The organism is Enterococcus sp. DA9 (assembly GCF_008000875.1).
Lineage (GTDB): Bacteria > Bacillota > Bacilli > Lactobacillales > Enterococcaceae > Enterococcus_B > Enterococcus_B lactis.
In genome coordinates, this window is record NZ_CP042839.1 from 552,756 (window position 1) to 565,000 (window position 12,245).

General features: G+C 40.5%; 9 protein-coding genes, 18 tRNA genes and 1 riboswitch (1 of these 28 only partly in view). Of the genes, 4 read left to right on the forward strand and 23 right to left on the reverse strand.

Translation table 11 applies throughout. The features are described from left to right. The first annotated feature begins 49 nt into the window (after positions 1 to 49). From FTX43_RS03425 to FTX43_RS03435, 3 genes are read left to right on the forward strand one after another with little or no spacing between them, the layout of a single operon-like run. Positions 50 to 706: a phosphatase PAP2 family protein gene (locus FTX43_RS03425; RefSeq protein ID WP_002310815.1), complete on the forward strand. Its 657-nt coding sequence runs from the start codon at positions 50 to 52 to the stop codon at positions 704 to 706. Further along, positions 706 to 1,662: a TIGR01212 family radical SAM protein gene (locus FTX43_RS03430; RefSeq protein WP_002314449.1), complete on the forward strand. Its 957-nt coding sequence runs from the start codon at positions 706 to 708 to the stop codon at positions 1,660 to 1,662. Before FTX43_RS03425 ends, FTX43_RS03430 begins: the two co-directional genes overlap by 1 nt. Continuing rightward, positions 1,662 to 2,228, forward strand: coding sequence for a class I SAM-dependent methyltransferase (locus FTX43_RS03435; protein WP_147606744.1), 567 nt, complete (start codon positions 1,662 to 1,664; stop codon positions 2,226 to 2,228). The genes FTX43_RS03430 and FTX43_RS03435 overlap by 1 nt, the downstream gene beginning before the upstream one ends. Before the next feature lie 204 nt (positions 2,229 to 2,432). On the opposite strand, the gene FTX43_RS03440 is transcribed toward FTX43_RS03435, so the two are convergent. Further along, on the reverse strand, positions 2,433 to 4,202 hold the full coding sequence (locus FTX43_RS03440; protein ID WP_147606746.1) for an ABC transporter ATP-binding protein: 1,770 nt from the start codon (positions 4,200 to 4,202) through the stop codon (positions 2,433 to 2,435). A gap of 2 nt (positions 4,203 to 4,204) precedes the next feature. Beyond that, complete coding sequence (locus FTX43_RS03445; RefSeq protein WP_002310813.1) at positions 4,205 to 5,917, reverse strand: ABC transporter ATP-binding protein; 1,713 nt, start codon at positions 5,915 to 5,917, stop codon at positions 4,205 to 4,207. A gap of 114 nt (positions 5,918 to 6,031) precedes the next feature. Between FTX43_RS03445 and FTX43_RS03450 the strand changes: the two genes are divergently transcribed. Beyond that, positions 6,032 to 6,700, forward strand: coding sequence for a TetR family transcriptional regulator (locus tag FTX43_RS03450; RefSeq protein ID WP_002310812.1), 669 nt, complete (start codon positions 6,032 to 6,034; stop codon positions 6,698 to 6,700). A 66-nt stretch (positions 6,701 to 6,766) separates the two neighbouring features. Here FTX43_RS03450 and FTX43_RS03455 read toward each other — a convergent pair whose 3' ends face one another. From FTX43_RS03455 to FTX43_RS03560, 21 genes are all read right to left on the reverse strand, one after another. Next, entirely contained in the window at positions 6,767 to 7,555 is a 789-nt protein-coding gene (locus FTX43_RS03455; protein WP_002314447.1) for an alpha/beta hydrolase family protein, read from the reverse strand. Positions 7,556 to 7,637: 82 nt separating this feature from the next. Then, the gene (locus tag FTX43_RS03460) at positions 7,638 to 9,110 is read right to left on the reverse strand and encodes an MDR family MFS transporter (protein ID WP_065772885.1); all 1,473 of its coding nucleotides are present in this window, start codon (positions 9,108 to 9,110) and stop codon (positions 7,638 to 7,640) included. Between the two features lie 130 nt (positions 9,111 to 9,240). After that, entirely contained in the window at positions 9,241 to 10,434 is a 1,194-nt protein-coding gene (gene metK, locus FTX43_RS03470; protein ID WP_002292731.1) for a methionine adenosyltransferase, read from the reverse strand. Continuing rightward, positions 10,432 to 10,511: riboswitch (SMK box riboswitch) on the reverse strand. (Overlaps the previous gene by 3 nt.) A gap of 185 nt (positions 10,512 to 10,696) precedes the next feature. Next, positions 10,697 to 10,768 (reverse strand) — tRNA-Glu (locus tag FTX43_RS03475). Between the two features lie 11 nt (positions 10,769 to 10,779). Continuing rightward, positions 10,780 to 10,853, reverse strand: a tRNA-Ile gene (locus FTX43_RS03480). A 12-nt stretch (positions 10,854 to 10,865) separates the two neighbouring features. Next, positions 10,866 to 10,936 (reverse strand) — tRNA-Gly (locus FTX43_RS03485). A 4-nt stretch (positions 10,937 to 10,940) separates the two neighbouring features. Continuing rightward, a tRNA-Phe gene (locus FTX43_RS03490) sits at positions 10,941 to 11,013 on the reverse strand. A 3-nt stretch (positions 11,014 to 11,016) separates the two neighbouring features. Next, positions 11,017 to 11,089, reverse strand: a tRNA-Asp gene (locus FTX43_RS03495). A gap of 19 nt (positions 11,090 to 11,108) precedes the next feature. Continuing rightward, positions 11,109 to 11,182, reverse strand: a tRNA-Met gene (locus tag FTX43_RS03500). Positions 11,183 to 11,194: 12 nt separating this feature from the next. Next, positions 11,195 to 11,284, reverse strand: a tRNA-Ser gene (locus FTX43_RS03505). A 23-nt stretch (positions 11,285 to 11,307) separates the two neighbouring features. Continuing rightward, positions 11,308 to 11,379, reverse strand: a tRNA-Glu gene (locus tag FTX43_RS03510). A gap of 21 nt (positions 11,380 to 11,400) precedes the next feature. Continuing rightward, positions 11,401 to 11,488, reverse strand: a tRNA-Ser gene (locus FTX43_RS03515). A 24-nt stretch (positions 11,489 to 11,512) separates the two neighbouring features. After that, a tRNA-Ile gene (locus tag FTX43_RS03520) sits at positions 11,513 to 11,586 on the reverse strand. A gap of 12 nt (positions 11,587 to 11,598) precedes the next feature. Next, positions 11,599 to 11,669, reverse strand: a tRNA-Gly gene (locus tag FTX43_RS03525). 1 nt (position 11,670) lies between these two features. After that, positions 11,671 to 11,746 (reverse strand) — tRNA-Asp (locus tag FTX43_RS03530). 19 nt (positions 11,747 to 11,765) lie between these two features. Next, positions 11,766 to 11,839 (reverse strand) — tRNA-Met (locus tag FTX43_RS03535). A 12-nt stretch (positions 11,840 to 11,851) separates the two neighbouring features. Then, positions 11,852 to 11,941, reverse strand: a tRNA-Ser gene (locus FTX43_RS03540). Between the two features lie 23 nt (positions 11,942 to 11,964). Further along, a tRNA-Ile gene (locus FTX43_RS03545) sits at positions 11,965 to 12,038 on the reverse strand. A 13-nt stretch (positions 12,039 to 12,051) separates the two neighbouring features. Continuing rightward, a tRNA-Met gene (locus tag FTX43_RS03550) sits at positions 12,052 to 12,125 on the reverse strand. A 27-nt stretch (positions 12,126 to 12,152) separates the two neighbouring features. Continuing rightward, a tRNA-Ala gene (locus FTX43_RS03555) sits at positions 12,153 to 12,225 on the reverse strand. Between the two features lie 19 nt (positions 12,226 to 12,244). Next, position 12,245 (reverse strand) — tRNA-Pro (locus tag FTX43_RS03560) (it continues 73 nt past the right edge of the window).

Genomic DNA, 12,245 nt, shown 5'->3' on the forward strand with positions numbered 1-12,245 from the left:
ACTGGACCAAAAATGCTATAATAAGTCATTGCTTCAAAGGAGGAATTGTATGAAATATAAAACATCATTTCAGGTGACTGGCAGCTTCTTTCTTGTCCTGTTTTTTATTTTGGGCTGGATCGTAAAGTTCCATCTGTCGTGGCTTTCTGGTTTCGATCAGTGGTTTACAGACATTGTCAGAGCTTCTTATCCTAATCTGAACAGCTACCAACTCTTTATGACTAAATTCGGTAATCCTCTTACCGTCATCATTTTATTTGCTTGTACGGCTTTATGGATGTGGTATAAGAAAAAAAGGGCAGAAACAGTTTGGTTCGTTTCTGGATTTATTGTAATTGCTGGAATCATCAACCCGTTGATCAAACTATTTTTCATGCGAGAGCGCCCTTCATTGACACACTTAGTGGTTGAAACAAGTTACAGTTTCCCTAGTGGACATGCAGCAGGCAGTATGATTCTTTACGGCTCTTTCCTATTTCTGCTGCCAGCTTTTGTTCAAAAAAGAACCTTACGTACATTGCTTCAATTGCTGATGGTGTTTATTATAGTAAGTGTTGGGATAAGCCGCATTTATCTGGGTGTTCATTTTCCTACTGATATCATCGGCGGCTACTTACTCAGTCTTTCTTGGCTGTGCCTGACTTATCCAGTGTATAGAGAAAAAAGAAAACAAATAGATAACTCTTACAGAAAGAAGGACTTTTAATGACTTTTCCTTATTCAGAAGGAAATAAAAGATATCATTCTTGGAATTATGCTTTACGAAATGAGTTTGGCGGGAAAATTTTCAAGGTGCCGATTGATGGAGGGTTCGACTGCCCGAATCGAGATGGGACTGTTGCCCATGGCGGTTGTACTTTTTGCAGTGTATCTGGTTCGGGTGATATGATTGTTGCACCTGAAGATCCACTTCCAATCCAATTCCAGAAAGAAATCGACATGATGCATCAAAAATGGCCTCATGTCCAACAATACATCGTTTATTTCCAAAATTTTACAAACACCCATGCGCCAGTTGAGATAATCAAAGAACGATTTGAGCAAGTAGTCAATTTACCAGGTGTCGTAGGATTATCAGTCGGTACACGACCGGATTGTCTGCCAGATGAAGTAGTTGATTACCTTGCTGAACTGAACGAGCGAATGTATTTATGGGTAGAACTTGGATTGCAAACAACTTTTGAAGAAACTTCAAAGCTGATCAACCGTGCACATGATTATCAAACTTATTTAGATGGCGTGGCTAAATTACGCAAACATCATATCCGTGTTTGTACGCATTTAATCAACGGATTACCAGGCGAAAGTTTAGAGATGATGAAAGAAAATGTCAGACGCACTATTTTAGATTCCGATATCCAAGGAATCAAGCTCCATTTGATGCATCTGATGCGCAAAACGAGAATGTTGCGAGACTATCATGAAGGTCGACTTCAATTAATGAGTCGTCCTGACTATGTCAATGTCATTTGCGACCAGCTGGAAATGATACCAAAAGAGATCATCATCCATCGTTTGACAGGGGATGCGCCGTGGGATTCCTTGATTGGACCAATGTGGAGCTTAAAAAAATGGGAAGTCTTGAATGCAATTGATGAAGAACTTCTTCGCAGAGATAGCTTCCAAGGAAAATATGATGTACGGAAAAAGGTGAGTGTCTGATGTTGCAAACTGCTTTGCATTTCAGCCATACATTACTGCAAGAAATCTTGCAACCAGGAGATCACGTCGTAGATGCAACGATGGGCAATGGCCACGATACGGTTTTTCTAGCAGAACACATCGGAAAAACTGGTCATGTCTATAGTTTCGATATCCAGCAACAAGCAATCGATGCTACTCGTGAAAAGCTAGAACAGCATCAGTTAGAAGAACGTGTCTCATTGTTTCTACAAGGCCACGAAACGTTAGGAGAAGTGATAGCTGAACAACAAGATCTCAAAGCAGGGATCTTCAATCTAGGGTATCTCCCAAAAAGTGATAAAGCAATCATCACTATGCCAGAGACTACACGCACAGCTATGGAAGAAATATTGAAACAACTTGTGCCTCGCGGACGATTGATCCTTGTTGTCTACTATGGTCATGAAGGCGGAGAAAAAGAACTGGATATGGTTGATTCTTTTTGTTCCAAACTGCCACAGGAAACATATAATGTGCTGAATTATCGGTTTATCAACCAAAAGAACCAGCCGCCTATTTTATATTGTATTGAGAAAAAAAGATAAATAAAAAACGCAAAACATAAATGATATGTTTTGCGTTTTTTTCTCTAATACTCAGGTTAGAGCGTTGATTTCACAACCTCTTTATTCACGGTGCTCAAAAGCTTGCATCTGCGGTAATAAATCCAACCAAATCAAAAACATGAGAAGCTGTTTTTGATTGGCTGTTCTTATTACTTGATGCAGGACAGCTTTTTCACAACCTCTTTATTCAAATACAAATTGATTATGATAAAGTTCCGCATAAAATCCATTTTCTGCTAATAATTCGTGATGACTGCCTTCTTCAATGACTTCCCCATCACGCAAGACAACGATTCTATCTGCATTCAAGATCGTTTTCAGCCGGTGAGCAATCACAAAGCTGGTTCTTCCTTTGATGGCTTCATCCATTGCTTTTTGGATTCTTGCTTCTGTTACCGTGTCTACATTACTTGTTGCTTCATCCAAAATCAATAAAGATGGATTTGTGATGATCGTTCGAGCAATACTGATCAACTGCTTTTGACCTGTACTGAACAAATTGTTTTCTTCGGATATCTCTGTATCATACCCTTTTTCTAACGTCATGATAAAGTCGTGAATGTTCGCTTGTTTTGCTGCATTGATGATTTCTTCATCTGAAGCATCTGGTTTACCGAATGTGATATTGTCTTTGATGGTGCCAGAGAACAAGACGGATTCTTGCAAAACGATTCCTACATGTCTACGTAATGCATCTAGATCATACTCTCGGATATCTATTCCATCGATTACTACTGACCCATCATTGACATCGTAAAAACGATTCAACAGATTCATGATCGTCGTTTTCCCAGATCCGGTTGGTCCAACAAGAGCAACCATTTCTCCTTTGTCCACATTGATTGAGACATCCTTCAAGACTAGTTTTTCTGGAGAATAACCAAAATCTACGTGTTGCAAGGCAAGTCCTTGTTCCACTCCATCAAATGCTTTACCGTTTTCTGGTTTGACTTCATCTTTTTCATCAAACATTTCATTTAATCGTCTTGCCCCTGTGATTGCTAATTGGATCATGCTGTACCCAGAAGAAATCTGCATCAATGGTTGGTAGTATTGTTGTGAATATTGGACGAATGTCACAACTAAGCCTAACGCCACCGAACGTTCCAAATCGCCATTCAATGCTAACCAGCCGCCGAAAAAGATAACGATTGCTGTATTGACTAGTGACATTCCTTGCATCATCGGAAATAGTAAGCCAGAATAAGCTTGTCCTTTGAACGTTGCTTCGCGAACACTTTGATTATGTTCTAAGAATCCTTCAATCGTTTCTTCTTGTAAGCCATTTGTGATGATGACACGTTGTCCGCTGATTTTTTCATCCATATAGCCATTCAGTTTTCCCACTTCATCTTGCTGAAGATCCACATATTTTCGCGCTTTTCGAATAATCAAGACAACTATCAAAATAGCTACTGGAGTAGAAGCAATCGTAGCCCAAGCTAATTCTACATTTTGACGAAACATCATAATCAAGATTCCGACAAGTAAAACAGCATTCGTGATGACTTGAAGCAATGCTTGGTTCAAACTATTTTGAATATTATCTAAGTCACTGGTAAAACGACTTAAAATTTCACCGTCTTGATGAGAATCAAAGAAGCGAATCGTCAATTTTTCCAATTTGTTGAATAAACCGATACGCATCCGGTTCGTTGACTTCCCTACTACTTGAGTGAATAAAATACTATAGATAAAGTTGGCTGCACTAGCTAATACATAAAACAACAAGAGTTTCCATATTACAGAAACAAATTTGCTTTTATCGTCTACGCCTTGCATCAAGCCACCTACGTAATTTGCTAATTCTTGAAAAGCTTCCCCGATATACTGAGGTGCTTTTACTTGTAGATAGGTAGCAATAATTACTGTGATAAAGATAAAGAAAAAGGAGAGTTTGTACCGCTTCAAATAGTGATAGAAAAATTTACTTGCTTTTATTAAATCAGTCATACTTACTCCTCCGTTCCTTTTTGAGTTTCAAAGATTTCCTGATAGACACGGTTTCCAGCTACCAATTCCTCATGGGTTCCTTCACCGACTAATCTACCTTCATCCAATACTAAGATGCGATCTGCTTTGACAACAGAAGCAATTTTTTGTGCGATGACGATCGTCGTTGTTCCCTTCAAATCTCGATTAAGTGCTTCTCGGACCAGTTTTTCAGAGCGAGCATCCAATGCACTCGTACTATCATCTAAAATCAAGATCTTTGGATCACCGATAACACCACGAGTAATGGATAGTCGCTGCTTTTGTCCACCAGAAAAATTGCTGCTTCGTTCTTCTACTGGTGCTTCGTAACGATCAGATAGCTTTTCGATGAATTCTTTTGCTTGAGCAATAGAAGAAGCATGTTCCATCTCTTTTTCTGTTGCATTCTTTTTTCCTTGGCGCAAGTTTTGAGCAATCGTTCCTGAGAATAAAATTGCTTTTTGCAAAACAAAGGACACCGTTTGTCTTAAACTCTTTTCATTTACTTGGCGAAGGTCTACACCACCTACTTCTACTTTTCCTTCTGTTGGATCAAATAGACGAGGAATCAGCTGTGCTAGTGTGGATTTCCCGGCACCAGTCGCCCCGACAATCCCGACCATTTCTCCAGGTTTGATAGAAAAGCTGATATCTTTAAGCGTATCTGTATCCTCACCAGGATAACGAAAAGAAACATGGTCAAAAGTGACAGAACCCGTCAACTCTTGTTCTGGAACGTCTAAATAAGTAAGATCTGGTTCAGCATCTAAAATTTCCGCAATCCGCTTCAGCGATACGGCTGCTCTTGAAGTCATCATCATCATCATTCCACCGATAATGATTGCCATCATGATCTGCATCAAGTAATTCATGAATGAAGCAATTCCACCAATTAATGTAGGATCATCTTTAACAAGGTCGCTCACAAAGAAGATTGCTCCAACCACAGCCAAATTGGCAGCCAACATGAAGGACGGGATCATCACAGAAAATAATGTACCGACTATGATGTTGTGTTTTGTTAAGTCTTCACTTACTTTGCTGAATGTCTTCAATTGGTTTTCTTCCTGTACAAAAGATTTCACTACACGAATCCCTAGTAAGTTTTCTTTTGCAATGCTATTTACACGATCAATCAGTTTTTGAATGATCATGAAGTGCTTACCCATCCGTGTAAATGAAAGTGCCGTGATAAGAAATACCGTAACGATAAGCGCTACGATGATCCACCACAATTGTGGCATCGTGATCATAGCTAAAATGAAGGCACCAATAAATAAGAATGGAATTCGAAAAAGTGATTGCAAAGAAATCATCACTAAATTTTGGATTTGCGTGATATCATTTGTTAGACGAACAACAAGATTCCCAGCAGAGAACTGTTCGATATTCCCAAATGAAAATGTCTGGATCTTTCGAAAAGCTTCTTCTCGGATATCTGCACTTACGCCCTGAGCTACTTTCGCAGAGAAAATCGTGTTCGTTACACCTGCAGCTAATCCTAGCAAAGCCAGACTGATCAGATAAATACCGATTGTTTTCATTTCATCATTATCTTCTGTAATAATAGCTTCCAATACTTGCTGTAGTAATTTAGGTTGCCATAATGCTGCTGCAACCATGACTGCTACGGACAGCAAGGAAATAAAAACAGCTACTTTATATTTTTTCGCATGTCGTAAGATTAATTTCATTCGTTGATTACACCCCTTTGTTTAAATTGACAGGACTAATTTAACACTGTAAAATTAGACCGACTAACAATTTACCATGTTTAAAAAGATAATGCAATACACGAGGTTGATAAAATGGAAATAAAGCTTTCTCAAGCCATCATCATTCAGGCCGCTTTTGATATCCTGGCTGAAACACAAGCTCTTTCGCAGCTTTCCATGCGAAACATCGCAAACAGAATTCACGTTCAAGCGCCTGCTTTATATTGGTATTTCAAAAATAAACAACAGCTCTTGCAGAAAATGGCTGAAACAATGGAAGAAGAATTAGCGCTTCCAGATCCAACTTTGCCCTGGAATGAACAGTTGCTACAGTATATGGAAAATTACTATGACCTTTACACACGTTTTCCTTGTGGGGCAGAATTAGAAATCAATACTGTGCCCGCTTTTCCGAGTCGATTAGAACATTTGGAACAAATGATCCAACTACTTGTTCGTGAAGGATTTTCAGTCACTCAAAGTCATCAAGCCATTGCCTCTCTCCACAATTTATTGATTGGACAGCTAATGGATCAGCAGCATGAACAACAGCTTCGGCAAAAGATTATGGACGGAAATGAATTTTTGAAAGAAACAGTTCTATTTATGCGTAATTATGTAGTCGAAAATCAATTAGAGGGTTTTAAAGAAAGTATGCAGTCCCATGCAGAATTGAATGAAAAAGCACTCTTTCTAACGAGTGCACAAACCTATATTGAAGGTTTATGCCAACAAAATAAAAGAAGAGAAAACAATCGATAAAAAAAGCTCCTATAAAGGTCACCAACAAAGTGATCTCTATAGGAGCTATCTTTTTAAGTCTCTTTTTTACTTTTCTTCCATCAGCCACACCAATGCACGTTGGATCCATTGATCCCAGAAGACCCAATTATGATCGCCAGGTCCTTGTTCAAAGGTGACCGCTAAGCCTTGTTCCTGCATAGCAGATACCATTTCCTGATTTGCTTGATAAAGAAAATCAGATTCCCCACAAGCCATATAAAACCTTGGGACTGGTTTTCCGCTTTTTACTAATTCTTTCAATAAATATTGTGGATCATTCTTTGAACCTTCGATTTGATCCAATGGTCCAAAGATTCCTTCCCAAAAGGCTGCTTTACGAACCATCAAAAGATCATCCATTCGGTTTCCTACAGAAACAGCGCCTGAAAGAGAGATTACTGCTGCGAAATTTTCTGATTTTGCAAGGCCTAGTTTTAATGCGCCATATCCGCCCATCGATAATCCAGCGGCATATGTTTTTTCCCTTTTTCTTGTTAATTGTGGGAATAGTTCATGACAAATCTCAGATAGCTCTTCTGCAATGAACGTCCAATATTTCATATCATAAGCCGTATCTGTGTACCATCCAAGATCAGTAGATGGCATTATGACAGCTAATCCGTAGTCTGCTACGTAACGTTCAATCGACGTACGTCTTTCCCATACACTATGATTGCCACCCATCCCATGAAGTAAATATAAAACAGGTATGTCCGTTGTCGCTTGCTCTGAACTGGTGCCAATCACCTTTTTAGTTGTTTGTGGGAGTATCACATTTAGATTGACTTCCATTTCTAATACATTCGAATAAATATTTGCTTGAATAAATGCCATATTTTCGCCTTCCTTAGTAAGAAGTTATTTTTGAATAACTTTAAATTTGAATGATTCGGCAGAGTACATGTCTCGACCGAAACTACTGTTTTATTTTACCACGTTTTTCATGAACGAAAAGCGTTAAGACCAAAGCAATGATCACGAGTAACAAGCCAACTAGATAAACGGAATGTAACCCATCATAAAGAATTTTTCTTAATGGCAACAGAATATCCGCATCGATATATTTAGCCGTTTGTGGATTCACCAGTTTGTTCATGATATCTGCATCATTTGTTAAATTTGCTGCTGCAAGTTCTCGTTTAGTTACCCCATTTATCAATAAACCAAAAATAGAAACCATAACTGTTTGACCAATTGTTCGAACTAACGTATTAAAAGAAGTTGCTACACCAAGCTGATCACGAGATACACTATTTTGTGCACTGACAGTCGAGGTAGTCATGGTCACACCTAAGCCTATACCGATGACCGTTGATATAGCAAAAAACCATAAATAGTTACTTCTGAAAGGCATAAGATACAACCAAGCGCCCCCAATAGCTGCGATTAGTAATCCAATTCTCAAGACCCAATGAGTTTCCATTTGAGTCATCCACTTGCTTGCAAGGAAAGAACCGACCATCCAGACTAGTGATAATGGTGCTAATACCAACCCACCAATTGCTGCATTCAGTCCTAATACACCTTGCATCCACATAGGAATATAAACATCGATTCCCATCAAAAAACCACTAGCCAATGCTGCAGCCAAGTTTACCACAACAAATAGTGGATTTTTGAATAAATGCATCATGATGACAGGATCTTTAGCTCTTTTTTCGGCAAAAATAAAAATACCTAACAGTACGATACTTCCTAGCAACAAAGCAGAAACAAGCGGACTCATTCCTTCGTCTCCTAATAATTGGAACCCTAACAGCAATGAGACAAGCATGGCCATCAAACTAAAACTACCAAAAATATCCATTGGTTTAGACTCATGTATGATTTTTGGTTCATTTAAATATAGCCAAATAAAAATAATTAATAGAATTCCGATCGGCACATTGATAAAAAAGATCCAGTGCCAGCTGATCGTTTCAACGATGAATCCTCCCGCAAGCGGTCCAAAAACACTGGCAATCCCCCAAGCTGAACTATTCAAACCTAAAACTTTTGCTCGCTTTTCAATAGAATAAAGATCGCCGATGATCGTCAAAGCTACTGGCATCATTGCTCCAGCACCCATCCCTTGAATCGCACGAGCAGCAATCAACCCAATCATGCTTTGAGATAAACCGCAAAATAACGAACCGATAATAAACAATAATGTCCCAAAAATAAAAATTGGTTTTCGTCCCACTTTATCCGCAAGTTTTCCGTAAATCGGAGTAAGCATAGCGTTTGTCAGCAAATAAATCGAAAATACCCAGTTCATGATTTCCATTCCATGTAATGAGCCGACAATCGTTGGCATAGCGGTTGTTACGATTGTCCCTTCAATAGCCGTCATGAACGTTGCAATGAAAACACTCACTGTGACTAAAGTAACGTTTGTTTCTTTTTTCATCTTATGCCTCCTTTTTCATCATGACAGGATCTAAAAATAGATAAATACTCACTATCTTTTTCAAGAGGTGCACTGCCATAAAAAAAGCTGGAACAACCACCATTCGGCGATCGTTCCAGCTGAATATAGCTTATTTTGCTAAACTTGCTTTCAATGCATCTACTTTGTCCGTATGTTCCCAAGGCAAATCCACATCTGTACGGCCAAAATGACCGTAAGCAGCTGTTTGTTTGTAAATCGGACGACGCAAATCAAGCATCTCGATGATTCCTGCTGGCCGAAGATCGAAGTTTTCTCTCACTGCAGCAATCAATTCTTCTTCCGGAACCGTTCCAGTACCGAAAGTATTGATTGAGATCGAGACAGGTTGAGCAACACCAATCGCATAAGCTAGCTGTACTTCTGCTTTGCGAGCAAGCCCTGCTGCAACGATGTTTTTAGCAATATAACGTGCAGCATAGCTGGCAGAACGGTCAACTTTTGTCGCATCTTTACCAGAAAAAGCACCGCCACCATGACGAGCATAACCGCCATATGTATCAACAATGATTTTTCTTCCTGTTAATCCTGCATCCCCTTGAGGACCACCAATGACAAATCGGCCAGTCGGATTGATATAATATTTTGTTTGATCATCTAATAATTCAGCTGGAATAACTTCCTTCACTACTTTTTCGATGACATCATGACGAATTGTTTCATTATCTACTGCATCATCATGCTGTGTTGAAATAACGATTGTATCTACACGTTCAGGTTGTCCTTGATCATCATATTCAACTGTGACTTGAGATTTTGCATCTGGACGTAAATACGTTAATTCATTTGATTTACGCAAATCTGCCAAGCGGCGTACCAGACGATGACTCAAAGCGATTGGTAAAGGCATTAATTCCGGTGTTTCATCTACAGCAAAACCAAACATTAACCCTTGGTCGCCAGCACCAATTTCATCTAATACGTCTTTTTTATCTTCATCCCGGATCTCAAGTGCTTCGTCAACTCCTTGAGCAATATCAGGAGATTGTTCATCAATCGCAACCAATACAGCTGCTGTATCTCCATCAAATCCGAATTTTGCACGTGTATAACCAATTTCTTTTATTGTTTCCCGTACGACTTTTTGAATATCTACATATGCCGTCGTAGATATTTCTCCAAATACTAAAACAAGCCCAGTTGTTACAGATGTTTCACACGCTACTCGTGCTGTTGGGTCTTGTTCTAAAATTGCATCCAAGATCGCATCACTGATTTGGTCAGCGATTTTATCTGGATGTCCTTCAGAAACAGATTCTGATGTAAATAAGTGTCTTTCTACCATTATAATGATTCCCCCTAGTTAAATTCGGTTACAAGGCATCTCCGTCCTGCGGATCCTTTCGGGAACTTGCAACGAACCAAGTATAGCAGATAAAACAGTTTTCTGCTCGTATTTTTTCATTTTTTTGCTTAAAAAATATAAATATTTTACATTAGATTTATCCAAAAAGCTTAGCACAATCATCTATAAAGATAACTCTGCTAAGCCTTTTAAAATCATTCTTTCAGATAAAAAGAAAAAGATACTCATCAAGTATCTTCCATGACCCGTACGGGATTCGAACCCGTGTTACCGCCGTGAAAGGGCGGTGTCTTAACCGCTTGACCAACGGGCCAATAAAATAAATGGGCCTAAATGGACTCGAACCATCGACCTCACGCTTATCAGGCGTGCGCTCTAACCAGCTGAGCTATAGGCCCATAAAAACTAAAAGCGGGTGACGAGAATCGAACTCGCGACAACAGCTTGGAAGGCTGTGGTTTTACCACTAAACTACACCCGCATAATGGCGCGGGACAGAATCGAACTGCCGACACATGGAGCTTCAATCCATTGCTCTACCAACTGAGCTACCGAGCCAAACGGTTCCGACGGGAATCGAACCCGCGATCTCCTGCGTGACAGGCAGGCATGTTAACCCCTACACCACGGAACCAGTGTTTTTAGTTTTTAAATTGCGGGAGCAGGATTTGAACCTACGACCTTCGGGTTATGAGCCCGACGAGCTACCAGACTGCTCCATCCCGCGATAATATGATAAAGGAGGATAAGGGATTCGAACCCTTGCACGGTTTTACCCGCCTGACGGTTTTCAAGACCGTTCCCTTCAGCCGGACTTGGGTAATCCTCCATGTAAAATTATATTGAATTTAATGACCCGTACGGGATTCGAACCCGTGTTACCGCCGTGAAAGGGCGGTGTCTTAACCGCTTGACCAACGGGCCAGGTAAAACAAAATATTGAAACGGAGAAGGAGGGATTTGAACCCTCGCGCCGGTTTCCCGACCTACACCCTTAGCAGGGGCGCCTCTTCAGCCACTTGAGTACTTCCCCAAAACCAATAAGATTTTGTACTAATGGGCCTAAATGGACTCGAACCATCGACCTCACGCTTATCAGGCGTGCGCTCTAACCAGCTGAGCTATAGGCCCATAAAAACTAAAAGCGGGTGACGAGAATCGAACTCGCGACAACAGCTTGGAAGGCTGTGGTTTTACCACTAAACTACACCCGCATGGCGGTTCCGACGGGAATCGAACCCGCGATCTCCTGCGTGACAGGCAGGCATGTTAACCCCTACACCACGGAACCAGTGTTTTTAGTTTTTAAATTGCGGGAGCAGGATTTGAACCTACGACCTTCGGGTTATGAGCCCGACGAGCTACCAGACTGCTCCATCCCGCGATAATATGATAAAGGAGGATAAGGGATTCGAACCCTTGCACGGTTTTACCCGCCTGACGGTTTTCAAGACCGTTCCCTTCAGCCGGACTTGGGTAATCCTCCATATGAAACTTACAACGCCACAATGGACCTTGTAGGACTCGAACCTACGACCGGACGGTTATGAGCCGTCTGCTCTAACCAACTGAGCTAAAGGTCCAGGCTCTTAAAAATCGCGGCGGAGGGGATCGAACCCCCGACCTCCCGGGTATGAACCGGACGCTCTAGCCAGCTGAGCTACACCGCGAAAAAGATATTCATTATTTAAATGAAATGGAGCCTAGCGGGATCGAACCGCTGACCTCCTGCGTGCAAAGCAGGCGCTCTCCCAGCTGAGCTAAGGCCCCGTGTTTAAATTTATAATTAT

Bases quoted from the DNA above. Each gene is read 5' to 3' on its own strand.
- FTX43_RS03425 (WP_002310815.1), top strand. From the start codon at position 50: ATGAAATATAAAACATCATTTCAGGTGACTGGCAGCTTCTTTCTTGTC.
- FTX43_RS03430 (WP_002314449.1), top strand. From the start codon at position 706: ATGACTTTTCCTTATTCAGAAGGAAATAAAAGATATCATTCTTGGAAT.
- FTX43_RS03435 (WP_147606744.1), top strand. From the start codon at position 1,662: ATGTTGCAAACTGCTTTGCATTTCAGCCATACATTACTGCAAGAAATC.
- FTX43_RS03440 (WP_147606746.1), bottom strand. From the start codon at position 4,202: ATGACTGATTTAATAAAAGCAAGTAAATTTTTCTATCACTATTTGAAG.
- FTX43_RS03445 (WP_002310813.1), bottom strand. From the start codon at position 5,917: ATGAAATTAATCTTACGACATGCGAAAAAATATAAAGTAGCTGTTTTT.
- FTX43_RS03450 (WP_002310812.1), top strand. From the start codon at position 6,032: ATGGAAATAAAGCTTTCTCAAGCCATCATCATTCAGGCCGCTTTTGAT.
- FTX43_RS03455 (WP_002314447.1), bottom strand. From the start codon at position 7,555: ATGGCATTTATTCAAGCAAATATTTATTCGAATGTATTAGAAATGGAA.
- FTX43_RS03460 (WP_065772885.1), bottom strand. From the start codon at position 9,110: ATGAAAAAAGAAACAAACGTTACTTTAGTCACAGTGAGTGTTTTCATT.
- metK (WP_002292731.1), bottom strand. From the start codon at position 10,434: ATGGTAGAAAGACACTTATTTACATCAGAATCTGTTTCTGAAGGACAT.